The organism is Paenarthrobacter sp. NPDC018779 (assembly GCF_044391085.1).
Taxonomy (GTDB): Bacteria; Actinomycetota; Actinomycetes; order Actinomycetales; family Micrococcaceae; genus Arthrobacter.
In genome coordinates this window covers 36,401-62,059 of record NZ_JBIRZS010000003.1, presented here as the reverse complement: position 1 = coordinate 62,059, position 25,659 = coordinate 36,401, and the positions used below count along the sequence as shown (strand labels likewise).

The window sequence follows — 25,659 nt, the reverse complement described above, 5'->3', positions numbered from 1 at the left end:
CATGGCCAACAGCCTGCCCGACATGAAAGAACTCAAGGCGATTGTCGACTGGGTGAATCTCGCAGAAGACGTCCGGGAACTTTCGCTCAAGTTCGGCGACGTCGAACTGTACGTATCGCGCAACCACGAAACGGTCGGCGTCGATGGCAGTGCACCCGGCACAGTCAACGGTCACTCCGGTGCTCAAGCAGCACCCGCTTCCGCGGCCGCTGCGCCGTCAACGCCGTCGAAGGATGCGGAGCCTGCTCCCGCACCTGTTGTGGGGGAGCCGACAGCAGCAAACGACGCCGGCCGTCTCGCCAACGATGAGGTACTGATTTCAGCGCCGATGCTTGGAACCTTCTATGCATCCCCCCAGCCGGGGGCTCCTGCCTTCGTCGCGGTGGGTGACAGCGTGGTTCCCAACACCGTCCTTGGCATTGTCGAGGTCATGAAGCTCATGAACAACATCGAAGCAGGCGTTGAGGGGACCGTGGCGCGGGTGCTGGTGGAGAACGAATCGATGGTCGAATACGGCCAACCCCTGATCGTGATCCGGAAAACGGCATGACGCTCTCCAGTGTGCTGATCGCCAACCGCGGCGAAATTGCCCTCCGAGTGATCCGCGCCTGCAAGGAACTCGGGATCCGCAGCATCATCGCGCATTCGGAGGCCGACCGGGACTCCCTTCCAGTTAGGCTCGCCGACCAGTCACTCTGCATAGGTCCTGCACCGGCCAAGCTCAGCTACCGCCACGCCGATGCCCTGATTGCCGCGGCACAGGGGAGCGGTGCGGACGCGATCCACCCGGGGTACGGGTTCCTGTCGGAGAACGCCGACTTTGTAGCACTCTGCGAGACCGAAGGGGTGGGTTTCGTTGGACCATCTGCAGAGGTCATACGCCGCATGGGGGACAAGATCGAAGCGAAGAAGATCGCCAGGCGTGCAGGGGTGCCCACCGTCCCCGGCTCCGACGGAGCGATTGCCGATCACGACGAGGCCTTTCGGGTGGCAGAAGAAGTCGGCTTCCCGCTCCTCATCAAGGCGGCGGCCGGTGGTGGAGGCCGCGGCCTGCGCGTCGTGGAGGCTGCCGAGACCCTTGCCGGTGACCTCGCGGAAATCATGGCCGAAGCCGAGGTAGCCTTCGGTGACCCCTCCGTCTACATCGAGCGCTATCTCACCGACATCCGCCACATCGAGATCCAGGTGGTCTCGGACGGCACAACCACCTTGCACCTGGGCGAACGGGACTGCACTGTGCAACGTCGCAACCAGAAACTCGTCGAAGAAGCGCCTTCTCCGGTCATCGACCACGAAACACGGGAAGGCCTGGCGAAGGCAGCCGTAGCACTCTGCGAAGAAGTTGGTTACACCAACGCCGGAACAGTGGAGTTCGTCTTCGACAACGCTACTGGCGAGTACTACTTCATCGAGATGAATACCCGTATCCAGGTTGAGCATCCGGTGACCGAAATGGTGACCGGGATGGACCTGATCAAGCTGCAGCTGCAAATTGCCGGCGGCGGAAAAATCGGCGTCAAACAAGAGGACGTCCGGATACGGGGCCATGCGATCGAATGCCGCATCAACGCAGAAGACGCTGAGCGCAATTTCGCGCCCAACCCCGGAACCATCCGCGAGCTCCGGGCACCTGGAGGATTCGGCGTCCGGCTGGATACGCATATCGAGAGCGGATCGACCATCCCTCCCTTCTACGATTCCATGATCGGCAAGCTCATCTGCTGGGGGCAGGACCGGGATGAAGCGATTGCGCGGACGCTGCGGGCCTTGGATGAGTTCATGATCGAGGGCGTGGTGACCACCGCTGCCTTTCACCGCGAAGTCCTGAACACAGAGACGTTCAGGAGCGGCACATTCAACACAGGCTTCATTGCCGAATACATGGAGGACCGTCGTTCATGAGCTCCGCTAACCAGCTCGTCGTCGTACCGGATGCGGGCCGGACGCTGCCGCCGCTCCCGGCATTGCCGCAGTCAAGGCATCTCGCCACGCAGATTCCCGGCCCGCGCTCGCAGGCAATGATGGTTGAGCGACGTGCCCAGGTATCCAACGGTTTCGGCGCGCAACTGCCGGTTTTCATCGACCGGGCCGACGGCGGCATCCTGCTTGACGTCGACGGGAACCGCATCATCGACCTCGCCTCAGGCTTGGGACCCACCGCGCTTGGAGCCTCGAATGGACGCGTGCGGGAACGTTTGCAGGCCCAACTGGATCGCTTCACACATACCTGCTTCATGACCACCGAGTACCAGAGCTACGTGGAAGTTTGTCGTTGGTTGAACGAACACGCTCCTGGCAGTGTGGAAAAGCGTACCGCCTTGTTCTCCACCGGAGCCGAAGCGAACGAGAACGCCGTGAAGATCGCACGCTACTTCACTGGAAGGTCCAAGATCCTTGCCTTTGAAGGCGCCTACCACGGCCGAACCCACATGACGATGTCCTTGACCTCCAAAGCACACCCCTACAAGACCGGATTCGGGCCATTCTCGAACGACGTCATGCATGTGTCGGTACCGACGTCGTCACGTGGTGCAGCCGATGCCCTCGAGCGTTCACTGGACCGTGTGCGGGGGGTCCTGTGGGAGAACGACCCGGCCACCTTCGCGGCCATGATCATCGAACCGATCCTCGGCGAAGCCGGCTGCCTGATACCGCAGGAGGGCTTTCTTGCCGGTCTGCGGGAGATTGCCGACGAGCATGGCATCCTCCTGATTGCCGACGAGGTCCAGAGCGGCATGGGCCGCACCGGACGGATCTGGGCCATCGAGCACGAAGACGTGGTTCCCGATCTCCTGGTCGCGGCGAAGGCCCTCGCCAACGGTATGCCGTTGAGTTCGGTGACCGGCGCCGCCGGGATCATGAATGCCGTGCACCCAGCCGGCCTGGGCGGAACCTATGCCGGGAACCCGCTCTCCTGCGAAGCCGCCCTTGCCGTGTTCGAGCAGCTGGACTCCGAAGGAGTCCTCGACAAGGCAACGGAACTGGGTCGAATCGCCGTCGACATGCTGCGCCCGCTCGTGGGTGCAGGTCACGGCGTCATCGACGTACGAGTCCGTGGGGCCATGATCGGCATCGAATTCGGCGACGACGACACGCTGGAGCCCGCACCCCGGCGCGCGAAGGCAGTCTCAGCGTATTGCCACGCAAACGGAGTGCTGGCATTGACGAATGGCATTCACGAAAACGTCATACGGTTGCTTCCCCCGATCGTGATCGAGCCAGCCCTGTTCCGGGACGGCTTGCAGGTCATCATCGACGGAATCCAGGAGACTGCGCTGAACGTCTTTGAGGCGAAAGCCGACGCCGGTGGGTGATGAGCACAGTCCAGACAGCCAAGAGGACGGTGTCCCGGATGCCCCCACTTCCTGCGAACAGGGGACTGTGGCCTGGGAGGAATTGTCCGGCCACGAAGTACATGTCCTCAAAGACGGCCAAGTCATTCGGACCGGCTTCGTCGATGGGGTAACGGTGGGCGCGGACGGGCTCTGGATCGCAGCTGAAGGGGTCGAAGCTCGCGCATTCTATGAAAAGGCGCGTGGCCATGTAGTACAGCCAACAACCCAACAGCCTGTGCCGATCGTCCACTACACCGCCTCATTCGTTTAATCCGTACCGCGGCCAAGGCGCAACTCGGTCTCGCCGCACACCCTCGAACCATCCGAAAGGCTCCAGATGTCTACAGATACCCCGGTCCCCGTCATTCTTGGTGGTGCGCGCACTCCCTTCGGCCGTTTCCGCGGAGGACTTTCCTCCCTTTCGGCCAGCGAACTGGGATCCCATGCCATAGTTGCCGCTTTAGAGCGGACAGGCGTTGAGACCGAGCAGATCAGTGCCGTCATTGTCGGCCAGGTGATCCAGGCCGGCGCAGGCCAGGGTCCAGCCCGTCAAGCCGCGTTGGGCGCGGGAATTGGCTGGAACGTCCCCACCGTCACGGTGAACAAACTCTGCTTGTCCGGCCTGACGGCGGTGATCGACGCGGCCCGAATGATCAAGACGGGAGAGGCGGATTTCGTGGTGGCCGTCGGCCAGGAGTCCATGACCAACGCCCCGCATCTGGCCATGGGGCTTCGAACGGGTGTAGCCATTGGCGAGACGCCATTGGTTGACTCGCTGTACTACGACGGACTGCAGGACCCGTTCAGCGGCGACTTGATGGGTACCGCAACTGATGCCGGCAACCCAGGACGCAGCATCAGCCGTGAAGAACAAGACCAAGTCGCGGCACGTTCCCACCAGCGGGCAGAGCGAGCGCGCGCCACAGGCCTCTTCGCCGACGAAATTGCGCCTGTCACCATCGCCCAGCGGAAAGGCCCTGCGATCGTGCTGGGCGCCGACGAGGGCATCCGTCCGGAAACGACGCCGGAGGTTCTGTCACAGCTCAAACCCGCCTTCTCTGCGTCGGAGGACGCCACAATTACTGCCGGTTCCTCTTCCCCGCTCTCGGATGGGGCAGCAGCGGTGGTGATCGCCAGCAAGGCCGTGGCGGAAGCGGCCGGCCTGCAGTGGATCGCCGAAATCGGCGCCCACGGCCAGACCGCCGGGCCGGACGGCGCCCTGCACTCGCAGCCATCCCTCGCCATCGAGCAGGCTCTCAAGCGTGAAGGCGTGACGATCGAGGACGTTGACCTGGTGGAGATCAACGAGGCTTTCGCGTCCGTGGTGATTCAGTCTGCCAGGGACCTTGGCATCGGTACGGACCGTATCAACGCCGAAGGCGGTGCTATCGCGCTCGGTCACCCCGTCGGCGCTTCAGGGGCGCGCTTGGTCCTCCACCAAGCTTTGGCGCTCCAGCGTCGCGGCGGCGGAACCGGCGTCGTAGGACTGTGCGGTGGCGGCGGGCAGGGCGATGCCTTGATCCTCAAAGTCTGAACCGACCGAAAATCCAGCAAGGACATCACACATGACCAACACGCCAAGCAACGTCGCTTTCGGCACCATCAACGTCGCGGCCATCCTGGCCGAATCGGCGGCCCGCAGCCCCGAAGCCGTCGCGCTTCTTGTCAACGGGGAAGAGACCACCTACGGAACCCTGTGGAAGCAGACCCGGGCTTATGCCGGAGCGCTGAGTGCCCGCGGTATCGGACCAGGCGACCGGGTCGCCGTCCTGATTCCGAACGTAGCTGACTTCGCCCGTGCCTACTACGCCATCCTCGCGCTCGGTGGGATCGTCGTACCGCTTCACGCGCTCCTGAAGGCGTCGGAGATCGAGTTTGTACTGCGCGACAGCGGCGCGCAGCTGCTGATCTGCGCTGCGCCGCTGCTGGAAGAAGGCGCCGCTGGAGCCGCGAGGGCGGAAGTCGACGTCGTGAGCGTTATGGCTCCCGGCAGCACCGGAGAGCCTCCACGACTGGAGGTCGAAGCCGCCACTGTCAACCCGATTGCGAGCTATGTGCCGTGCGGACCGGAGGACACAGCAACCATCCTCTACACCTCTGGAACGACGGGTAAGCCCAAGGGCTCCCTCGGCACGCATTTTGCCCTGGTGGAGCAGGTTCATGTTCTTCTGACCGGCACGTTCGATGTCCGGGCCGGCGACAAGGTCTTCGGAGGCCTCCCGCTCTTCCATACCTTCGGACAGACCTGTGTCCTCAACGCAGGACTGCGAGCCGGCGCGACAGTCGTCTTGTGCCCCCGGTTCACCGGAGAGGCCGCGTTGAAACTTCTTCACGAACACGAAATCGACGTGTTTTTCGGGGTACCGACGATGTACGCGGCCTTGTTGGAAGCTGCCAAGTCCAATCCCGCCCGTTCAGGACGCCTCCGGTACGGGATCTCCGGCGGAGCCTCGCTTCCCTTGGCTGTACTGGAGCAGTTTCGCGAGGTGTTTGGCTCGGAAATTCACGAGGGCTACGGACTCACTGAAACCTCGCCCGTGGCCAGCTTCAACCATGTAGGGATCAAACCCAGGCCGGGTACCATCGGCACACCTATCTGGGGCGTGGACATCGAAATTGCACGGCCCGAGGTGTCGGACAGCATCGAGTTGCTCCCAACGGGTGAGCTCGGAGAGCTGGTCATCCGTGGGCACAACCTGTTCAAGGGCTACCTCAACCACCCGGAAGCCACGGCCGAAGCGGTCGTCGATGGATGGTTCCGCACAGGAGATCTGGGCACTAAAGACTCAGACGGGTACCTTCGCATCATCGATCGCAAGAAGGACATGATCATCCGTAATGGCTACAACGTCTACCCCCGTGAAATTGAGGAAGTTATGAGCCAACACCAGGACGTGCTCAGTGTTGCTGTCTTCGGTATTCCCCACGAGACCCATGGGCAGGAGATAGCCGCCGCGGTCATCGCGGCACCCGGAACAACGCCGTCATCCGAGGAACTGACTTCCTACGCCAAAGCCCGGCTCGCCGCCTACAAATACCCGCGGGTCATCACAATGATGCCCGAGCTGCCATTGGGGCCCAGCGGAAAAGTTCTGAAACGTGAGCTCATTGCCCTCCACATGAACAACTCCGGTGCCGCCGCCTTCAATCCGGCGGGCTGAAATTAGGGCAGTGCATCCTGCACTCAACGCTTCTGAAGTTGGTGCGCCCTGTCGTACCCACCGAGGTTCATCTGAAGCGAATATGGAAATACCCCGACGATCCAGCTTCCTCTGGACCGTCGAATCGATCACGAAGCAAGCTCCGTTGAGTTTGCGTGTAACCCCAACTTGGGCTGAGGCAACACCACCGCCTCAGCACAGGCCACCGCCCTTGAGGTACCTGGTCCCGTCATACACGACATGGCGAGGCCAACAAACCTGGAGACCATAGGAGAAGAATCATGGGACACGCATCCGATACCCGTCTCGACGCAGCAAGCGCTGACGTCATCATCGTGGGAGCCGGCTACGCAGGCCTGACCGCCGCAGAGCAGTTGGTCAGCGCAGGAGTCTCCGTGCTGGTTCTCGAAGGCAGAGACAGGGTTGGTGGCCGGTCATTCTCAGGCGAGGTGGCTGGAATAACAGTTGACCTCGGTGCGACGTGGGTCGCTGCCCGACACACCGCAGTGCACGATCTCGCACAAAGAGTAGGCTGCACGACCGCAACGCAATACGACGACGGGGACAACGTCCTGTGGATGGCCGGTGAGCGTTTGACATACACAGGCGCCCTGCCTCTGGGAGGGCCAGTCGACGAGACAGACCTCGGCCGCATCCAGGAGAAGATCGAGGAGTTGCTTGCGACCATCAACATTGACGCTGTCTGGGATTCGCCCGACGCCATTGAGCTGGATGCAATGTCATTCGGCCAGTGGCTCGACCAGAATGACGCCAAGGTCAGCACCCGTGAACTCATGACCGTGGTTGCTAAGGTCCAATGGGGCTGCACTCCGGGGGACGTCTCGCTCCTGCACGCGCTCCGCTACCTCAAAGCGGCCGGGGGACTCGTGCACATGCTCTCCGTCGAAGGCGGCCAACAGCAAGACCGTATCGCCGGTGGAAGCCAACAACTTGCTGAACGGCTCGCAGACCAGCTCGACCATCGGGTCATCCTGAACGCCCCCGTCCAGGGCATCGTTCAGGAAGATGGCGGCGTCATCGTCCACACGGAAGCCGGGACTTTCCGCAGTAAGTACCTCATCTCCACAACCGCTCCGGCCCACCGGAAGGACATCGACTTCGAGCCTGCACTCCCGGAACAAGCAGAAGGACTGATGAATACGTGGCGGATGGGTACGCTCAGCAAGGCCTTCGTTGCCTATGACACTCCTTTCTGGCGTGAACAGGGACTCTCCGGTGAGGCGGTCACCGACACCGGAGTTGTCTTTATTACTTTCGACGTATCCCCAAGCATTGACGGGCCCGGAGTGCTGATGGCGTTCTGCGATCCCCGCGTATACGACGGATTCAACCCGCAGGACCGCCGCCGGCAGGTCGTCCAGCAGTTGGCCAGCCTCTATGGCCCGCAGGCCAACGATCCTGTGGACTACGTTGACCATTGTTGGGGAACCGAGCAGTTTGCGCCCGGCGGCCCGAACCCGTCCGTAGCACCGTTCGCCACGACCAGCTACGGCCCGGCATTGGCAACACCCCACGGTCGTATTCACTGGGCGGGCAGTGAGACGGCTGGCGAGTGGGCCGGAACGCTCAACGGCGCCGTCCTGACTGGCCTGCGAGCAGCCGGTGAAGTTCAGCAACGACTCAATGACCTGATGTAACAACCGGACTGAAGATGTTCGCTGACGCCGGCTCCGCAACCGGTGCCGGCGTCAGCGACCTCTGACCAAACCGGAATGCCCCGCGCGGATGAAGCACGTGCGGTTGTTCGGTGGATGTGGATCCCGCCCGTACTTGCGGCCATTGTGGGTGCCAACTCGGCAATCAGCACGCTCGTTGCACGAAACGACGGAACACACGGCAACGCGGTACTCGTCCTCGTGCTTGCCGCCAGCCTTGGCATCATCCTTTCGTGGATCCTGCTGCAGCTGGGTTTCGCAAATGTCTACCAGGTCATAAAGGCCGCCAGTGACCGCCAGATACTGCGTTTTCCTGAAGATGCAACGCCAACCACGCTGGACTATCTCTACTTTTCCTTCACCATCGGGACTTCCTTCGCTACGTCGGATGTCGAAATCATCGGCTTCCGCCGGGTGGCACTCGTTCACAGCATCGTGGCCTTTTTCTACAACGCCCTTGTGGTTGCCGTGGCGTTCCAAATTCTCCAAGGGCTGATTACTTCCTGAGGATGGTCCACTGTGCAGACCGGAACTATTCCATGCCGGTCGTTGATCGGCCTGGATGCAATTCGGACGCCATACAGGCGCCGGATACAAGTAGAATCGCCGTCGGCACCACGGTATAAGCGATTGCTAGTGCCCTTAAGGATCGGAGATCCAGCTGCCTGGGCAAGACAAAGATGGCAGCCCATCAGCGGAGCTTGCGCTGTAGAGGCCAACAGGTCCGCCGATGCAACTGAGACGGCTTTCGTCGCAGGTTGCCTGTCTTCTCCAACCATTTTCCCGCTCTTGACCGTGATGGTGAATTCAACTGAGCAGAAACCAGCCACAGCTCGGCCGAAGTCACGGTAGCGAATATGAGTCCTGACAAGGAATAACTCCCCAGAATCTGTAGGCGGTAGTACCTCCGTGTTTCCCGAAGACTGAGAACCGTTAGACCAGTTGAGGGACTGTCCATCGCGTAGCTGATGCCCGGCTGTGGTGCCAGAGCCCGCAGAAGACCATGGGGATTGATTGGAAGCGCTATTTCAAGCTCGATCCCCGCAACGGCGAGCGTTCCAGGGGCACGGCATTTCCAGGTTGTCTCGGTATGCGGTGTTCTGATTGGTGTTCCAGCCTGCGATGATGCCGGTGCCGAGCATGTGGTCGGTGAGGCGTGCGAAGCGGTAGCCGGGGTCGGTGTCGAGGGCGAGTTGGAGGTATTGGTGTGCTTTTGAGCCTCTACCTTCCCACCAGTTGATGTAGCCGATGGTGGTGAGGATGGGCGCTGCGTGTTGTGGGGCGGTGAGGGTGTAGGTGTGGGTGAGGAGTTGTTTGGCCCATTCGATGCGGGACCTGTCCGGTGTCTGGGTGGTTTGGGCGAAGAGGATGTGTTCGGGTGGTTCGTGGATGGCGGGGATGTCTGCCATGAGCCGGTCGCGGATGTGGGGGAATTGGTAGTAGGCGATGAGCTTCAGGACGTTCTGGTCGGTGGGGTAGTCCTTGGTGTTGAGTATGGTGGTCCAGAATTGGTGGGCGCCATTCGACGGTATGCTCCCGTTCGGGGGCTGGCACGATAAAATCAGGAATGATTTATTGAACGTGTTTTCGCCGCAATTGAAGTTTCCAAGGAGAAGGAGCCTGAGGTGACATCTGAGAGGATTGACTCGCCTTCCGTGGACCCCGTGGCGGAGCGTCGAGAAGCCATGACGGAGATTCTCGCTAGCTGGGACCTTGAGGGTGCAATGCCCGATGTGACCGGCATGAAAGTGGTACGTGAGTACGTTGTTGGGTGGCTGGAGTTGCCGCTGGCGCTTCGTAAAGTCAGTGAACGCGCGGAGCAGTTCAGGTCGGAAGAGACCCATAGCGCACAATGACCAAATTCGATGACCCGTACTGTTATCCGGGCACCGACGTGCTGAAAAACAAGCAGAGTCTCCGGGACCCTCAGCACGCGCTCGAAATCGAGCGAGAATATTCCTTGCTGCGCCGTCGTGAACTTGAACTGGATCCCGTGCGGGGGAGTTTCGGCTTACCTCACTTGCAGGAGATTCACCGCCGCCTGTACCAGGATGTCTGGGATTGGGCGGGGCAGCTCAGAACCGTAGAAATCACCAAAGGTGACTCGCATTTTCTGCCCGTCCATTTCTTCCTGAACGCGGCAGAAGAGCTTTCCAAATTCCTGCACGACACTGAATTGCTGACCAACCCCGGTATCACTGATGAGGACTTCATCGCACAGTCCGCGGATCTGCTGGAGAAGGTGAACTTCATCCACCCCTTCCGAGAAGGTAACGGCCGCACTCAACGTGCCTACCTCGACCAAATCGCGGAACTCTCAGGGCGTACATTCGCCTGGCGCAACATCAGCAAAATCGACAACGAACGCACCTCCATCCGGGCTTTCAGGAAAGGGTCGGGTGAGCCGTTCAGGGTCCTGCTCGAACAAGCGCTGGAGCCTCCCATGGATGGGCTTTCGATCCTCGATGACGAGTTGTACCAAGTAAGCTCGCCGAGTGCTGTCACCAGTCCGCCAAGTGTCCCGACCGCTTCAAGTGCTCACCCCAATAAGGAAGATGACGACACAAGCACCATGTAGGTGACCATCAGTTCGCAGAGTGTCGTCGATAAAAAGGCTTGCTTGGTTGGTCCCTTGGCCCAGCGTGGCACCGATTTTTGGAGACCCTTCGGCGCCAAATCCTTTCAGAAGGTTCTGCATAGTCATGTCGCCTCCTAATCGAACCGCCATGTATGTGTGGAAGGAGGAATCTGATGAGAGTGACTTGCTCGATGCCGGTCGGCACTTCCTACAACCAATATGCACTCGTCGCCGCCCGCGTAGCCCTATGTTCTGCCCCGCTCGAAGACGTCACTGCGAAGATCTCCCACGCGGGCAAAAAAGAGAGTGTGGACAATGTCCACACTTACCGCGCCGGACTGGCCCGTACAACCACCGGACTGGCCCGGATTCCGCATGTTTCCGCGGGATCCCAGCAATAGCAAGGCCGGGAATCGCGTTCGAGTCCCACCTCGGGCACGGCATAACCCCTCGTCAGAGGGGTTTTTGCTTATAACTGTTGACAAGTCCCTCTGCCTCATCATCCCGGATGGTGCCTGGCCGCCGGTGCGGCCTGTTCAGTTTGGGTGGGGGAGCGGGGTCAGCGCCTTGGCGTGTAGGCGCTCCGCTGGCTCTGGGCTGGGGTCATTCTCGTTCCTTCTTTCTGTTCTGTCCGGTAGGTCTGGAGTGGCCTACACATCTTCATGGACCAGCGGATTAGATACGACATGACTTCGGGCGATTTCTGTTTCGCCGGGTTGAGCCTTGAGATTTCCCTCCCTTCACGGCGCCGAGAAGCGTCTTTGTCCGGCCAAGGGGGTGTGTACGTCGTGCACACTTAAGTCTGCTTCTGACCGCGGCCTGCTCTTTTTCTTGCGGTCACGAGTTCATTCCCCCCGTAACCAGCGACGACATGACCACCGCAGTCTGAATGGTGCTGTGCCGGCGCTTCGTCCCTCTCCTGAGGGCAGCGATGATCAAACCGGTTCGTCCGGGAGGTTGGGGCGGGTGGTTGTCAGGTTGGTCGGTTGTGGGTGCCGGGGGTGTATCCGTAGGCGCGGCGGAAGACGTCGATGAAGGCACTGGTTGAGGACCAGCCGCAGTGGTGGGCGACGGTGGTGACTGCTTTGCCCTCGGCGAGCATTCTGAGGGCGTTGTAGAGGCGCAGTTGGGTGCGCCATTGGGGGAAGGTCATGCCGAATTCTGCTTTGAACAGCCGGCTGAGAGTTCGTTCACCCACGGCCACTGCCGTGCCGAGCTGGGCCAAGGTCCGGCCGTCGGCGGGGTTGGTTTCGAGGAGATGGCAGACTTCGGCGAGCCTGGGATCGGTAGCGGTTGGAAGGTGGATGGGTTCGCGTGGTGAGGCTCGGAGCTGGTCAAGGAGGACATGGAACAGCCGTTCCCGTTCCTCGCTGGTGTCCTGCGGGTTGTGGGTGTAGGCGATGATGAGTTCCCGCAGCAGGGGACTGACACCGACCAGGGTCGGTTCGTCGGTGCCCAGCGGGTTCAGCCCGGCGGGCACTCCGAGCATGTGCAACTCGAGGTGTCCCTGGGCGCGGTGGGCGTGGACCGTGCCGGCAGGGACCCAGATAGCGCTGGTCCCGGGGGTAAACCAAGTCCCGGCCGTGGTCGTGATCGCCAGGACCCCGGCCCCGGCGTAGATGATCTGGTGCTCATCGTGGCTGTGGGCGTCAATGATCCCACCCGCGGCGAGGACCTGGCTCCGGGTCGGGGCCTTCGGCTTATGCTCATGGCGGATAACTGACATATTCAGGCATTTTATCGGAAGCGCGACACCGTGCAGCCTGGCCAGACTGGTGGAGTGAGTAAGACTTCAATTGTTTCCCGCCCCCGCACCATCATCTGGCTGTCCCTCGGCCACGCCTGCGTCGATGTCTATCAAGGTTCGGTCGCCGCGCTGGTGCCATTCTTCGTCATCGAACGCGAATACACCTACGCCGCCGCGTCGGGCATCGTCCTGGCCGCCTCCCTCCTGTCCTCGGTGGTGCAACCCCTGTTCGGCGCCCTCACCGACCGGTGGCCCATGCCCTGGCTGCTGCCGGTCAGCACGCTGCTGGGCGGTGTCGGTGTGGCCCTGAGCGGTATCACCGACTCGTACCTGCTGACCCTGATTGTCATTGCCGTGTCCGGGATCGGCGTCGCTGCCTACCACCCGGAAGCTGCCCGTGCCGCTCGGAACGCCAGCCGCGGTAACCACGCGGGGATGGGCTGGTTCTCCCTCGGCGGGAACCTGGGCTTCGCCGCGGCACCGATCCTGGTCGCGGCCGTGATCGCGACAGGAGGTCTGCACGCCTCCCCGCTGCTCGTGGTTCCGGCCTTGGCCGGGACGGTCCTATGCATCGCCGCGGTCCGCTCAGCCAAACCAGCCCCCGGCGCACCACCCCAAACCCAAGGCAAGGAAGGGAAGGACGACTGGGCTTCGTTCGTCAGACTGTCCGGCGCGATCATCTGCCGGTCCATTGTGTTCGTGGGATTGAGCGCGTTCGCGTCCCTCTACGCCCAGGAACGCACTAACGGCGGCCCCGTCGCAGCGACAGCGGCCCTGTTCATCCTCTACGTCGGCGGGGCCATCGGCACCATCCTCGGGGCCGGGCTGGCGAGCCGCTTTGGCCGGATCAAGGTCATCCGCTGGTCCTACGCCCTCACGATCCTCGCGGTCGCCGGCGTCGTGTTCGTCCCCGGCCCGCTCATCTACCTCTTCATCGCCCTGACCTCGGCCGGTCTCTACGTCCCGTTCTCCCTGCACGTCACCCTCGGACAGGACTACCTCCCACACCGCGTCGGCACCGCCAGCGGAGTCACCCTCGGCCTCACCGTCAGCATCGGCGGCCTGGCAACCCCCGCCATCGGCGCCCTCGCCGACCACTTCACCCTGCAAGCAGCCCTGGCCCCGCTCATCATCCTGCCCGCCATCGGCTGGATCCTCGTCAAAACACTCCACGAACTGACAGACGCGGACACATCCAAAGACGAGCAAGCAGCCCAAGCCATTGCCCGGCCTTAGTCCCACAAGCCGTTCGAGCTCCGTTTCTTGTTGGCGAGGGTAATAATTCAGCCCTTCCCAAACTCCTGAGACGCGGCAGTAAATACTTCGAACATTGCCTCAATGAATGGAAACCGACGGACACAGTGGGAACTGCGGTGTCGTAGTAAGGTGTTCACGCTGTGACCCCCACAGCGGGGGCCTTGACCTGGGGCAGCCATCCCAGTTCAGGGGCAATCCTGTTGGCGAAGTCCGTGATGATCTGCCCATAGTCCTCAATGGAGAACTCGTAGGGCAGGTTGATCTGGAGCTCCGTAGCGTCGGCCACCACGGGGTCGGCCAGGAGTGCCTCGACGATCTGTTGGCTGGTGCCAACGAGGTCCGGGGCAAATAATGTCCGGCGCTCCCCGTGTGGTTGCAGGGTTCGTTCGAAGCGGCTCTCGCCATAGGCGCGGTAGCGCAACCGGGTTCCCACCCCGGCGCTGTCGAGCGGGACCACAACACGCCCGACGACGACGCGCGGCGCCTGGGTGCCCCGGTACCCGGCCAGGTAGCGGGAGATGTTCGCACCTTGGGCTTCGGTGAACACATCGCTGGCTTCCCCGGACACGATGTTGCCCACCACCAGGTTCACGCCCTGCGCCGCGGCCCATTCGGTGGACTTGGCCGATCCCGATCCGTACCAGATCCTGTTCCTCAGGCCGGGGCTATATGGCTGAAGGCGGGGTCGCTGGACGTTCCCGGGGGAGTGGATGACCGTGTCCTCATCGCCAAGGAACTTACCTTCAAGGTTCTCCAGCAGGCGCTCGATCCGGCGGTGCGACCAATCAAAGGTGCGCCAGTCGCCGTCGAACACTTTGTCCCCCAGAAGCTCCGCATGAGGCGGCGTTCCGGCGCTCAGGCCGATCTGGAGCCGGCCGCCGGAGAGGACGTCCGCAGTTGAGATGTCCTCGGCCAGGCGGAAGGGGCTCTCGTAGCCGATGGGAATGACGCCTGTGCCGAGTTCCAAGCGTGAGGTGCGCTGTGAGGCGGCCGCGAGGAATACCGTGGCCGAGGAGATACCGTGTTCCAGATGGCGCTGCCGCACCCACCCGCCGTTGTAGCCGAGCCGCTCGCCGAGTTCGAAAAGCTGGAGGGTTTCTTCCAGGCCGCGGCGGGGATCGTTGTCCGGGTAGTTTCCGGGGGTGAGGAAGCTGATGGATTTGAGGTTGCTCATGAGGCTTCTTCCAGGTTGAGGGCGGCGGCTTCGGGGACGCGGTGGGCCACTGTTTCGGGCAGGCCGAGGTTTTCCCGCAGGGTGCTTCCCGGATATTCGGAAGGGTAGATTCCCCGTTCCTGCAGTGTCGGGACAAGCAGTTCCACAACGTCGTTCAGTCCATCGGGAAAAGCGTGCGGGGTGACGTTGAGGCCATCGAAGGCATCCGAGCGGACGTAGTGGGCCAACTGGTCCGCAACCGTGGATGCCGAGCCGACGAACCCCCGCCGTTCGGACAGGTGGTGGACCAGCTGCCGGACGCTGTAGTTGTCTTCTTCTGCGAGCGCCCGCCATTGCCGCGATTTCACCGTGGGCTCATGTCCGGTGTGGACGATGCCGTGGGTGTGGCTCTGGCGGGAGGCTACGGGATCAAATTCCGGCAGGGGTCCGTCCAAATCAACGGTGGAGAGGTCCGTGCCCCAAACACTCTCGATGGCTTGGCGGACCGCGCGGTCGTTGAGGGCGAATTCCTTGTAATACGCGGCCTTCTCGGCAGCTTCAGCGTCCGTTTCCGCTACGACGAGGTTGGCGCCGGGGAAGATCTTGATGTCGTCTCCAGGCCTGCCGTACGAACGGGCGCGACGCCGGATATCTGCCGTGAAGGCAACGGCGTCGTCGAATTCGATGTGGTGGGTGAAGATTCCTTCGGCCCTCCGTGCGGCAAAGTCGCGGCCTTCGTCCGAGTCTCCGGCCTGGAAGTACACTGGCTGGCCTTGCGGGCTCCCTGGTACTTGCGGTGTGGCGTCGATGCTGCTGAATTTGCCTTGGCGGCGGACCTGCCGTGGTTCCGCGGACCAGGCTGCTGCGTCCGGGGATGAAGCGATCGAGCCTGTCGGGAAACCGTCCCACAGGTCCTCCACGGCGGCCACGTAGTCCTCGGCGTGGGTGTAGCGCTCCGAGTTGGGCAGGAAGCCGCCGCGGCGAAAGTTCTCGCCGGTCCAGGCATTGTCCGTGGTCACGATGTTCCACCCGGCTCTGCCGGCGGTCAGCAGATCAACCGAAGCCAGGCGCCGGGCCAGGTCCACCGGGTCCGAGTAGGTGGTGTTCAACGTGGCCACGAGCCCGATGTGCCTGGTCTTTGCCGCCAGGTAGGCGTAGAGCACCAGGGCGTCGGGCCTGCCTGTGATGGCGATGTCGTTCAGCTTTCCGAGGTGCTCGCGCAGCCTCAGGCTTTCTCCGAGGAAGACGGTGGAGAAGAGACCCCGTTCGGCGCTCTGGACCAGCTCGGCGTACTTGTCGAAGTCGTAGTAGTCCTCCAGGCGGTCCGTTGTGCTCCAGTCGTAGTTGGGGCTGAACGGCTGGAAGAGTGCCAGGTGGATCCGGGCATTCGGACGGGGGTACTCGATGCTGCTCATACTGGCTCCTTGCTGGTCGCGATGGCGTTCACGGGCTCGGGCAGCCCCAGGGATTCCCGCAGCGTGCTTCCGGTCGCCGGCGGGACAAATACTCCAGCGGACACAAGGCCCGGGATCACCTCTGCGGCAAGTACTTCGAGGTCGACGTCCAGTACCGCCGGGTGCAGCCTCACGCCGTCGACGACGCCGGAGAGTTCCGCCAGCAGGGCGCGCAGCTCCCCGGCGTTCCCCACGAACCGCAACACGTCCGGCGAGGCCGGCCAGGGCGAAGCCGCGTCCAAGCGGTCGAGTCGTTCCTGCGCTGGTGAGCCACCGGCGTCGAGCACTACCTCAAGGTCCGCGACGACGCGAAGGACGCCCCGCCGTCGTTCTTCCCCGGCCGCGGCGGCGATGCCCGCGAGGCTGTCGGCACTGACGACGACGGCGTCCGGCAGTTCCGCCGCCAGCTCACCTTGGCGGCCGAACACCACGGGCTGGCCCTGCGGCGGGCGGGAAGTGATGGACGGGCCCTTGATGGAGAAGAACTCGCCTTTGAAGTCCGCGTAATGGAACTTGTCCAGGTCAAGGAAGCGGTTGTTCGCGGCGTCGGCGATGAACACGCCGTCCTCCCACGTGTCCCACAACCGGCGCGTAGCAGCCACTACCTCGGCCCCTTCGCGCTGGACCGCGTGCTGGTCGAGGACCGGCTCAGAACCGTAGGCCGCCGCAATGGCCGGTGATTCCCGCGCTTCAGCCAGCCAGCCCGAGCGGCCCCTGGATGCCCAATCCAGGCTGCTGAGCTGATTGGCCAGGTGGGAAGGCTCAGCATGGATGGTGTTGACGGCTGGAACCAGACCGAGCCGGCCGGTCGACGCCGCGACGAACGCGGCAACTTCCACGGTGTCCAGGCGGCCCGTCACGTTCGGGCTGCCTTGCCCGCTGCTGTCGCGGAACGTGGCGAAGGTGAAACCCGCAGCTTCTGCCGTGGACGCGACGGCGGCGAACCGTTCAGGAGTTAACAGCTCCGTCGGTGGGTGCTTGGCGTGGCGCCACGCGGAGGGATGGGCTCCGTCGCCGTCGAGTTCGATGCCGAGTGCAAACTTGCTCATGGAAATCCCCTACTTCCAGATCGCGCGTACGTATTGCTTCTGCCAGAGTTGCTCTGCCGGTTGGTGGCCTAGTTCGTGCGCGGCCCGCAGTCCGAAGCCTGGGTCCGCCAGCCCCGCGCGCCCGACGAAAACCGCGTCGGCAGTTCCCGAGGCGACGATTTCTTCCGCTTCCTGCGGCGAAGTGATGAGTCCGACGGCGGCAACCGGTACGTCCGCTTTGGCGGCGATGTGCTGGGCGAGCGGGACCTGATACCCGGGGCCCAACGGAATGTCGGCGGGGAGCAGTCCACCGCTCGAGACATCCACCAGATCCACGCCGCGCTCCCGCAACCAAGCAGACACGTCGGCCGTGTCGTGGACCGTCAATCCGTGTTCCAGCCAATCCGTGGCGGAAAGCCGGACGAACAAAGACGGACCCGTGGGGCCCAGGACCTCTTTCACCGCCTCCACGACGTCCAGAAGCAGCTTTGCCCGATTCCGGAGCGAACCGCCGTACTGGTCCGTGCGCTCGTTGGACAGTGGCGAGAGGAAGGAATGGAGCAGGAAGCCGTGCCCTGCCTGGATTTCGACGACGTCGAACCCGGCACCGCGGGCGCGCACGGCGCTGGACGCGAAATCGTCCACGATGCCCTCGAGCTGGGCTCCAGTGGCCTGCGAAGGTTCCGGCGATCCGGGGAAGGCTATGGGGGAGGCAGAAAGCGTTGTCCAGCCGCCTTCCTCGACGGGCAGGGCGCCCGGTTCGGCATCCCACGGAGTGCGCAGGGACGCTTTCCGGCCGGCATGGGACAACTGGATGCCGATTTTGGTGCCACGCTCGTGGACGAAATCAACAATGTTGGCCCAAGCCTGTTCCTGGCGGTCATTCCAGAGGCCGGTGTCGCCGAGCGAGATCCGCGCTTCCGGGGAGATCGCCGTGGCTTCGGCGAAGATCAGCCCGAAACCGCCTTTGGCTCTGGCGCCGAGATGGACCAGGTGCCACTGGCCGGGAACACCGTCTTCGGCGGAGTACTGGCACATTGGCGAGAGCCACAGCCTGTTCTTGAACGTCCGGGCGCCCAAGGTGATGGGCTGGAACAGGCTGACCTTTGCTGGTTCGGCTAGTGTTTGCGGCGCGCTCACGCGGCTCCTCCCGCTTCAGGGGCCGCAGACAGCCGGCTCGACATTGACTTGCCGCAGACGCGGCCAGGTCTGTTTCCGGAGCACCCTGCCACTTCAATGCCTGAGGGTTGCCGCAGCACCAGCCGGACCTTCGCGTGCTGTCTCTTGACCTATGGCACGAATCTAGGGCGGTTCAGTGTGTGCCAACAAACGGAATGTCTTGCGGCGTTACCGGACGAAACCGCACGTCAACGGAGGGCGCACAGCGTAACGATTGCCTCGCCGGCCTGGCCTCTTACCGCCAGCTGTACCAAGAAAGCGCTCCGAGTGCTGTCATCACTTCGCCGGCTGTCCTGGGAGCAACATTTGCTCAACCCGAAAAGGAAGATGACGACACACCGCATCACCCCTCGCAAGCTTTGTCTGGAACGAAACTCGTCCCGATTCTTTTTTTCGCGCGGCGGACACCGACCACCGCGCAGGTCAAAATCACCGCAAGAATAAGTCCGTCGACGAGGTCGATCATTAGACCAGGCTCCGCCATTCTTCCTCCAATCAGAACTGTGTCTCCCATTTCGCGGCTGATGTCTCGCGGGTTGTTAAGGGGCAGCGGTGCGTCAAAAACCCCGAGGCGCCCGCGTCAACTTTGTATGGAAAAAGCGAAGGACTTTGCGGGCCCCAAGTTAGGCAAACCGTCGTCGAAGATCGCTGGGTGCACTGTCGGCCCCAACTGCCAGGCTGGAGTTCCTGTCGTGCGGCAGGGCTTAAGGATTTCAGCTGGCTGCGTCGCGGTGAGGTGGGGCAACCGCTCGCTGCTGCAAAATGGGTCGAGGCTCGCAACGGGAAGCCATTATTGATTGGGGAAAGCCGTGAGCTATTCGATATCCAGTGCCGCGGAGCTGACGGGGCTTACGCGGCACACACTGCGCTACTACGAAAGGGACGGCCTGCTGGTCTTTGATGTGCCGCGGGATTCGGCTGGGCGTCGGCGGTACAGTGACCGGGATATTCGCTGGGTACGTATGCTGAAGCGGTTGCGAGAGACAGGGATGCCCATGCGGGATCTGCGCGCCTACATTGCGCTTGTCCAAGACGGCCATGGCAATGAAGAACAGCGGGTCGGTCTCCTTGAAACGCACCGGAGCCGAGTCGAAGAGCAACTTCGTCGCACCGAACAACACCTCAAGGCGATAGACGCCAAAATTATGCTGTACCGGGGCTCACGGCGGGCTACCGTCGACCGCCAGGCCGCCATTTGAGGTTCCGCTTGTGTTCGAGCGCGCTCTAACTAGTTGACTCAAAGCATGACACAGGAAATCAATCAAATTTTGTCCTCGAACGAGCCGCGGGTCGCTCTCATTGGTCTCGGAGCAATGGGCTCGGCCTTCGCCCGCAGGCTCGTTTCAACGGGTCGGGCTGTTACGGTATGGAACCGGACCAAGGCGAAGACTTCTGGTTTGCAAGGGGTGGCAGTAGCCGACACCGCCGCGGATGCCGTAAGGAATGCCGACATCGTCTTGCTCATGCTCAGTGACGACAACGCCGTGCTCGACGTCGTGAGGTCCATGGCAAGCGATGTGCCTGCCGGCGCTGTTCTTGTTGATCTGTCTACTGTCCACCCTGAGACCAGCTCAGAATTGCACAGCTTGGTGCCTCTTGGTGTGCACGTTATCGATGCCCCCGTCATGGGTAGCTCAGACGCTGCCCTCAAAGGCTCCCTGGGACTGTTGGTCGGCGCAGACGAGTCGGCCTTCGAGCTCGTTCGACCAGTGTTGTCGCTGCTAGGAACGCCGTCACTCGTTGGCGGTCCTGGAGCTGGATCAGCGGCCAAAGTCGCAGTGATGTCCGCCATCATTCCCGGCATTTTGGCAGTGGGCGAGGGACTCGCAGTGGGGCGTTCGTTTGGATTGGATGAGGACACCCTCAGGTCAGTCTTTTCGCATACAACTATTGGAGGCCTGACGCAGCGGGTTTTCGCCGTGGAAGCCGACTATGCCACGCGGCTGGCGGCAAAAGATCTTGAACTTGCTCGGCGCGGCAAGGCGACGGTGCTGGTATCCCAGTCGGTTGGCCTCCTGGAGTCCGCGGGCAATGGGGACGAAGACCTGGGCCGGGCGGCTCTCCGCATCCCGGCTTAGTCAAGGCCTCGTGGGAGAGGATTTCTGGATTCGTCATGCCGACGACAGCGAGTTGAGTAGAACAAGCAGACCGGAGTGTGAGGGGATTCTAATGTGGGCTGCCACTCCTTGGTCCATGATCGACCGTTGCTTACCCAGGCAGTGAAGCACCCGGCCCGCGCACCGGATATGTCTGACTCCACATGATCGCCGACTATCCACGGAGTACCTCCGAAGGATTTCGAGTCCTGCGCCACGGCAAACATGCGCTCATCCGGCTTCTGAAGCGGAGTTCAAATGCAGCGGGGGACTTGAGTTAGCCTATCGAAATGAAAAATTTCAAGACGAGGAGCGTGTCATCCACCCTTCCTCTTCTTGAACCCTTCAACCCACCTTCACTGATCAATACAACATCCGGACTCAATATTTGGGGTGGCTCCGCAGGCCGGCACATCGAACGCCTGGCATCCGCGAGACGCCAAGGCAATGCGGGGGTCAGTCCGCGACACCGACGGCGATGGTCAACGCCTGGCCATCGCCGTTACCAAACAATCACACTCTCTATCTCCGGGAATGCACACATGAGCTATCTGCAACAAGCAAATCCATACCAGGCCCCGACTGGCGAACCCCCGCTGTGGGCTCCCTATTACGGCGCCACTTTCGGAGCAGCCATTAGGCGGTTCTTCACGAAGTACGCCGTCTTCAATGGCCGCGCCAGCCGCAGCGAATATTGGTGGTCTGTTCTCGCTTTGACCATCACTGATTTCCTGGTCTTGATTATTGCGAGTCTTCTCAGCGCCCTTGGCAGCACCGTTTCCGAGTACGGCACCAGTACACCCGGTCCCGGTGGCATTGTTGGGTTGATACTGATGTTCGCGTACTACGCGGCGATCATTGTGCCGTCCATTGCCCTGACGGTCCGGCGCCTGCATGACGGTAACCTCAGCGGCTTCATGATCCTGCTTGGTCTGATTCCAGGCTTCGGAGGAATCATTATCCTGGTGTTCTCGCTCCTGTCTCCTAACCCGGCGGGCCAGCGATTCGACCAGCCAGGTATCGGGTAGCAGGAACGGGAAACCAAACTCCGGCACGGAATTGTCGCCCTTTCATCAGATTGCGCGGGTTGGTCAGCGTCACCGGGCCGGGTAAGGCCAAAAATGTAGTAACTCCTTGCGGATCGAGCCAGGCAGTAAAAAGATCCGCATTCTTCCGTAGTATTCAGCGCTGCTGCCACACATGTTCCTAGGGACAACCGGAAGCTGGTGTGCTCGGGCCACCTCAGCCGTCGTGATTGTCCTTCGGCAACACCAAGAGCGGAAAACTTGTGTGCGGGAGGCTGGAAAATGAGAGTGGATCGACGGGCGTTGATCAGGGGTGGCGGACTTGCTTTGGCTGCCGGGGTGGTAGCGGCACAGCCCGCTGCGGCAGCTACGGCCGTGACGAAGAGTGCGAAACGCACGTATTACGCATCGGACTTCGGGATACTGCCAAGGGCCCACATGCCGACTTATCAGGACGGAGATGATAGTAAGAAGGGCATAGACAGGAAGTACAGCCGGGGTAAGCTCGGGGAGCCCAATGTGCAGGCGGTTGGTAGTGCTCCAGGCACGGCGGCCGTAGATCAATCGGATGAGATCAACGGATTTCTGTCCCAGATTTCAAGCCTTGGTGGGGGCATTGCTATTTTTGAAGGTGACGCGAGTCAGCTCATTGGCTATGGCGTAAAGAAACCCATCGTCATGCTTCCCGACGTGGCCATTTGGGGACTTGGTTGGAATAAGACGACCTTCTTTCTTCTGGACGGCGCCAATTGTTCGGTCTTCGTCAACAGCCCAGGCCCATCGAGCAACTACCAGACTCTCCGCGATCTACGGATCAACGGAAACCGTTGGGGCCAGGACTTTGGCGTCTTGGATTACACGACGCCAGGTGCCGCTATTAGCGATCTCACCAAGCACCCCGCTGATGCCAACAACTGGCAATACAATTCCCACGGCATCCTCATGGTCCCTGACTACAAGGATCCGCTGGCCACCGCCGGTGGCGATACATACGCCCACTTTGAAAACATCTATATCGTCAACCCGTACGGCAGTGCAGCAATGACCAGCAAGATCGGCGGCGAGATCCGGTTCCGCAATATTGTGTCCCAAGGGGCAGGAGGAAACGGATTCCAGACCGGTTTCGACACCTTTCTCAGTGATGTCACTGTCGCTGTCTCTGAGCATCATGGTTTCCTGCAGGCGAACGGTTCCACGCGGTTCAGCAACACCAAGGCCTTTTGGTGCGGTCAGGTGTTCGACCGTTGGCAAGTTGGAGGTGGTTCGATAAACACGCGTCGGGCTTCGGCCGGTTACAAGATCGTGTACGGCAGCTGTGAGTTTGCTTCCTCGGAGGCGCAGAACTGCGGCGGAGAGGGCTTCCTGTTCGTGGACGCAGAGAGCGTCAACGGACAAATCTCGGCCTTTGCCAACAACATGCTCGCCGACAGCGACACCAGGTCCAATCCGGCAAGGCTACCTGGCATTCCCGACAAGTACGTCAACGATACTGTTTGGATCGATAAAGCGTCCAAGCCCGCTCCAACGCCTGAGAGCTATCCCGGTGTTCGTCTGAGTGCTAAGAGCAAATACAACAACCTGGTGATCACTTCGCGGACTGCCGGCTCACAGGGAAGTGGTCCTCTCGGCCAGCAAGCGTATGCCCTGGGACTTGACGCAGCCAATGGCACGGTGAAGAACAATATCTCAGTTACACATTCTGATGGAAATGACGGCAAGAGGATCAAAGGAATCCTCACACCCGTACTGGAGGGTGATACGGGGAAAAGTATCCAGCCCCGTGATATTCATTCAGCGATCGTCAACAACTGGATCGTTGCCGACGGAAAAGCAATGAGCGACGTCGTTCGCCAAGCCCCCGACGACCTCTTCACCATCGATGTACCGGGAACCTACATTGCCATGGGCTCAGGCGACATGCAGGGGACGGTTGCCAACGCCAAGTATAAGAACCATCCGTTCGCTGGCGGGATGGTCAGGGTCATTTGTACTGAATACAACGGGCATCTTGCCATGGAAGCCACCAGGCTTGATGAGGCCGTGGCGCCGTTCACCAGCATCAGGTTCGTTACCGACACGAATTGGCAGGTGTGGACCAAGCGCAGCCGTGCGTGATTTTGGTGGGGCGCTTACGCGCGGGGTGCAACGTCATGCGCCTCAAAGAAAGGGCGTCTCGCTCACATATCGACCGGCACCTTAATGCTGGACGTCAGTGCCCGTTGCCCCCGGGGTGCTTGCAATCTCGAACAGTGCTTGCCGTAGTTCGCGGTAGCGTTCGGCACCCAGTGCCTGGGCCCAGCGTTCTTCGGTGGCGGCGATGATGTGCAGCGAGACGTCAACGGCAGCACGGCCCTGCTGGGTCAGGGTCACAATTTTCGCGCGCTTGTCCGCCGGGTCACCGGCGAAGCTGACATAGCCCTCGCGTTCCAAGTAGTTCATGAATTGGCCAATTCCAGCCTTGGTGATGGTGGCGCGCTCGGCCAGCTCGGTCAGGCGGATTCCCTCAGCCGGGATCAACGACATCACACGGTAATGGGAGGGTCGCAGTCCAGGGATGGCCCGGGCCTGGATCGCAGATCTCAAGTTCCCGAAGGCGCCGCCCAACAGCGCCGCAATGTGTGGCAAGGAATCCGCGGGGGCTGAAGCATTGACCTCGGTCATAAACCAACTTTACCATCTAGTTAGTAAAGCTAGTTTACTGTTGGCTCAACCGCATCCACTAGTCAGAGGGACAAACCCATGAAGACTGCCGCACTCAACAACATGGACGCACTTGGTCCCGCAGCCCTGGACTCCAGCGCGCTGGAAGGCATCGCAGCCGCCGCGTTGGATGCGCCATCGGTGGAATTGCTGTCGGCCAGCGCATCGGAGATCACTTTCCCGATGTTCAACATGACCACCGGGGGCCTTTGGCGGGTCGAAGGAACCGCCCGGATCGGATCCGCCGAAGACCCCGCCCCTTTCAGTGCGGTAGTAAAGCTTGTCCAATCACCCCTGCTTTGGGGCGGCATCGAGCAGGTCCCACCGCACATGCGCCAAGACTTCGTGCGCTACTACCCGTGGCGTACCGAGCCAGAGGTATATGCCTCGGAGTTGGCCGACGCCATGCCTGCAGGTAGCCGGCTCCCCAAGATCTACAGCATCCAGGACACGGACGCACAGCGGACGGCGATCTGGATGGAGGACGTCACCGAAAGCCCCGGCGCTGAATGGGACGACGCGAGATTCCGTGACGCGGCCACGTTGCTCGGCAGGCTCGCCGGAAGCACGGCGGTCAAAGACCGTGGCCCGGTCCTGAGCGCGGAAAAGGACGCGGAAAGGATGCGCTTGTTCCTCAAAGGAGTCGGCGCGATGCTCCTCATACCGGGTATCCAAGGCGATGACCTGTGGAAAATCCCCGCCGTGGCCGAAGCCGCGGATCCGCAGCTGATTGCCGGACTACGCTCGCTCACCCTGCGGGCGGCCGAACTCATGGAGGAGATCATCGCCCTTCCGGCGCTGCCCGCACACGGCGACGCCAGCCCACAAAACCTCCTGATTGAGAACACAGGCGGCGGGTCTACTGACTTCGCGGTCATCGACTGGGGCCTGCACGGAGGAGCCTGCGCCGGATTTGACCTTGGCCAGTTGCTGGCCGGTCTGGTCAACCAAGGCACCATGAGCGGGGAAGAGCTGTACCGGCTGGAACCGTTGTGCCTTAGGGCCTACTGCGAGGGCCTGGCCGACGCCGGCGTCGAGACTCCTGAAGCCGAAGTGCGTCGAGGCCACGCGGCATCCATGGCCCTCTTCACAGGACTCTCGGCAGTAGCTACCCAGCGCCTGGCCGAACCCGACTCCGATGAACTCCGCACCTTTGTCGCAGGACGCGTGCACATGGCCCGCTTCGTACTCGACCTGCTGGCGTCCACGGACTGAACCGGCAGAGGCCCCTCAGGGAAGTCGCTCCGATGTTAAACGAGGACGACGGCGG

The 25,659-nt window shown here is 61.7% G+C and carries 23 protein-coding genes, 2 pseudogenes and 1 riboswitch; of the genes and pseudogenes, 16 read left to right on the top strand and 9 right to left on the bottom strand.

Features of this window, described 5'->3' with window-relative positions:
- Position 1: 1 nt before the first annotated feature.
- From accB to ACH488_RS04735, 7 genes and pseudogenes are all read left to right on the top strand, one after another.
- Entirely contained in the window at positions 2-550 is a 549-nt protein-coding gene (gene accB / locus ACH488_RS04765) for an acetyl-CoA carboxylase biotin carboxyl carrier protein (protein ID WP_397322603.1), read from the top strand.
- Positions 547-1,902 (top strand): acetyl-CoA carboxylase biotin carboxylase subunit, encoded by a 1,356-nt coding sequence (gene accC, locus ACH488_RS04760; protein ID WP_397322601.1) that lies wholly within the window; start codon positions 547-549, stop codon positions 1,900-1,902. The genes accB and accC overlap by 4 nt, the downstream gene beginning before the upstream one ends.
- Positions 1,899-3,314, top strand: coding sequence for an aminotransferase class III-fold pyridoxal phosphate-dependent enzyme (locus ACH488_RS04755; protein ID WP_397322599.1), 1,416 nt, complete (start codon positions 1,899-1,901; stop codon positions 3,312-3,314). The genes accC and ACH488_RS04755 overlap by 4 nt, the downstream gene beginning before the upstream one ends.
- A gap of 358 nt (positions 3,315-3,672) precedes the next feature.
- On the top strand, positions 3,673-4,869 hold the full coding sequence (locus ACH488_RS04750; RefSeq protein WP_397322598.1) for an acetyl-CoA C-acyltransferase: 1,197 nt from the start codon (positions 3,673-3,675) through the stop codon (positions 4,867-4,869).
- A 31-nt stretch (positions 4,870-4,900) separates the two neighbouring features.
- On the top strand, positions 4,901-6,496 hold the full coding sequence (locus tag ACH488_RS04745) for a long-chain fatty acid--CoA ligase (RefSeq protein ID WP_397322596.1): 1,596 nt from the start codon (positions 4,901-4,903) through the stop codon (positions 6,494-6,496).
- Between the two features lie 266 nt (positions 6,497-6,762).
- Positions 6,763-8,154, top strand: a pseudogene (locus tag ACH488_RS04740) (flavin monoamine oxidase family protein); the annotation flags it as partial.
- Positions 8,155-8,229: 75 nt separating this feature from the next.
- Positions 8,230-8,679, top strand: coding sequence for a DUF1345 domain-containing protein (locus ACH488_RS04735; protein ID WP_397322594.1), 450 nt, complete (start codon positions 8,230-8,232; stop codon positions 8,677-8,679).
- A gap of 521 nt (positions 8,680-9,200) precedes the next feature.
- Here the strand turns inward: ACH488_RS04735 and ACH488_RS04730 are convergent.
- Entirely contained in the window at positions 9,201-9,668 is a 468-nt protein-coding gene (locus tag ACH488_RS04730) for a DUF4192 family protein (RefSeq protein WP_397322953.1), read from the bottom strand.
- 129 nt (positions 9,669-9,797) lie between these two features.
- Here ACH488_RS04730 and ACH488_RS04725 point away from each other — a divergent pair, with 129 nt between their 5' ends.
- The 3 genes from ACH488_RS04725 to ACH488_RS04715 all read left to right on the top strand — a co-directional run bounded on the left by ACH488_RS04725 (position 9,798) and on the right by ACH488_RS04715 (position 11,151).
- Positions 9,798-10,028 (top strand): hypothetical protein, encoded by a 231-nt coding sequence (locus tag ACH488_RS04725; RefSeq protein WP_397322968.1) that lies wholly within the window; start codon positions 9,798-9,800, stop codon positions 10,026-10,028.
- Positions 10,025-10,750 (top strand): Fic/DOC family protein, encoded by a 726-nt coding sequence (locus ACH488_RS04720; RefSeq protein ID WP_397322593.1) that lies wholly within the window; start codon positions 10,025-10,027, stop codon positions 10,748-10,750. The genes ACH488_RS04725 and ACH488_RS04720 overlap by 4 nt, the downstream gene beginning before the upstream one ends.
- 173 nt (positions 10,751-10,923) lie before the next feature.
- Entirely contained in the window at positions 10,924-11,151 is a 228-nt protein-coding gene (locus ACH488_RS04715) for a hypothetical protein (RefSeq protein ID WP_397322592.1), read from the top strand.
- Positions 11,152-11,723: 572 nt separating this feature from the next.
- Here the strand turns inward: ACH488_RS04715 and ACH488_RS04710 are convergent.
- On the bottom strand, positions 11,724-12,476 hold the full coding sequence (locus ACH488_RS04710; RefSeq protein ID WP_397322591.1) for an AraC family transcriptional regulator: 753 nt from the start codon (positions 12,474-12,476) through the stop codon (positions 11,724-11,726).
- A 54-nt stretch (positions 12,477-12,530) separates the two neighbouring features.
- Between ACH488_RS04710 and ACH488_RS04705 the strand changes: the two genes are divergently transcribed.
- Complete coding sequence (locus ACH488_RS04705; RefSeq protein ID WP_397322589.1) at positions 12,531-13,733, top strand: MFS transporter; 1,203 nt, start codon at positions 12,531-12,533, stop codon at positions 13,731-13,733.
- A gap of 154 nt (positions 13,734-13,887) precedes the next feature.
- Here ACH488_RS04705 and ACH488_RS04700 read toward each other — a convergent pair whose 3' ends face one another.
- The 5 genes from ACH488_RS04700 to ACH488_RS04680 all read right to left on the bottom strand — a co-directional run bounded on the left by ACH488_RS04700 (position 13,888) and on the right by ACH488_RS04680 (position 19,034).
- On the bottom strand, positions 13,888-14,928 hold the full coding sequence (locus ACH488_RS04700; RefSeq protein WP_397322588.1) for an LLM class flavin-dependent oxidoreductase: 1,041 nt from the start codon (positions 14,926-14,928) through the stop codon (positions 13,888-13,890).
- Positions 14,925-16,322 carry an NtaA/DmoA family FMN-dependent monooxygenase gene (locus ACH488_RS04695; RefSeq protein ID WP_397322587.1) on the bottom strand — a complete coding sequence of 466 codons (1,398 nt, stop codon included), beginning with the start codon at positions 16,320-16,322 and terminating at the stop codon, positions 14,925-14,927. Before ACH488_RS04695 ends, ACH488_RS04700 begins: the two co-directional genes overlap by 4 nt.
- On the bottom strand, positions 16,319-17,410 hold the full coding sequence (locus tag ACH488_RS04690) for an LLM class flavin-dependent oxidoreductase (protein ID WP_397322586.1): 1,092 nt from the start codon (positions 17,408-17,410) through the stop codon (positions 16,319-16,321). Before ACH488_RS04690 ends, ACH488_RS04695 begins: the two co-directional genes overlap by 4 nt.
- Before the next feature lie 9 nt (positions 17,411-17,419).
- Positions 17,420-18,529, bottom strand: a complete 1,110-nt coding sequence (locus tag ACH488_RS04685) for an NADH:flavin oxidoreductase/NADH oxidase (RefSeq protein ID WP_397322585.1) — start codon at positions 18,527-18,529, stop codon at positions 17,420-17,422.
- A gap of 39 nt (positions 18,530-18,568) precedes the next feature.
- A riboswitch (SAM riboswitch) is annotated at positions 18,569-18,679 on the bottom strand.
- Positions 18,680-18,911: 232 nt separating this feature from the next.
- On the bottom strand, positions 18,912-19,034 hold the full coding sequence (locus ACH488_RS04680) for a hypothetical protein (protein WP_397322584.1): 123 nt from the start codon (positions 19,032-19,034) through the stop codon (positions 18,912-18,914).
- 343 nt (positions 19,035-19,377) lie between these two features.
- Here ACH488_RS04680 and ACH488_RS04675 point away from each other — a divergent pair, with 343 nt between their 5' ends.
- Both ACH488_RS04675 and ACH488_RS04670 read left to right on the top strand, forming a co-directional pair.
- The gene (locus ACH488_RS04675) at positions 19,378-19,767 is read left to right on the top strand and encodes a MerR family transcriptional regulator (protein WP_397322583.1); all 390 of its coding nucleotides are present in this window, start codon (positions 19,378-19,380) and stop codon (positions 19,765-19,767) included.
- 45 nt (positions 19,768-19,812) lie between these two features.
- On the top strand, positions 19,813-20,646 hold the full coding sequence (locus ACH488_RS04670) for an NAD(P)-dependent oxidoreductase (RefSeq protein WP_397322582.1): 834 nt from the start codon (positions 19,813-19,815) through the stop codon (positions 20,644-20,646).
- On the opposite strand, the pseudogene ACH488_RS04665 reads toward ACH488_RS04670, so the two are convergent.
- Positions 20,643-20,897 (bottom strand): annotated as a pseudogene (locus ACH488_RS04665) (hypothetical protein); the annotation flags it as partial. The gene ACH488_RS04670 and the pseudogene ACH488_RS04665 sit on opposite strands and share 4 nt — an antisense overlap.
- 309 nt (positions 20,898-21,206) lie before the next feature.
- Here ACH488_RS04665 and ACH488_RS04660 point away from each other — a divergent pair.
- Entirely contained in the window at positions 21,207-21,692 is a 486-nt protein-coding gene (locus ACH488_RS04660; protein ID WP_397322581.1) for a DUF805 domain-containing protein, read from the top strand.
- Between the two features lie 435 nt (positions 21,693-22,127).
- Positions 22,128-23,804 (top strand): hypothetical protein, encoded by a 1,677-nt coding sequence (locus tag ACH488_RS04655; protein WP_397322580.1) that lies wholly within the window; start codon positions 22,128-22,130, stop codon positions 23,802-23,804.
- 81 nt (positions 23,805-23,885) lie between these two features.
- On the opposite strand, the gene ACH488_RS04650 is transcribed toward ACH488_RS04655, so the two are convergent.
- Positions 23,886-24,350 (bottom strand): MarR family winged helix-turn-helix transcriptional regulator, encoded by a 465-nt coding sequence (locus ACH488_RS04650; protein ID WP_397322579.1) that lies wholly within the window; start codon positions 24,348-24,350, stop codon positions 23,886-23,888.
- A 78-nt stretch (positions 24,351-24,428) separates the two neighbouring features.
- On the opposite strand from ACH488_RS04650, the gene ACH488_RS04645 reads away from it, so the two are divergent.
- On the top strand, positions 24,429-25,604 hold the full coding sequence (locus tag ACH488_RS04645; protein WP_397322578.1) for a hypothetical protein: 1,176 nt from the start codon (positions 24,429-24,431) through the stop codon (positions 25,602-25,604).
- Positions 25,605-25,659 lie beyond the last annotated feature (55 nt).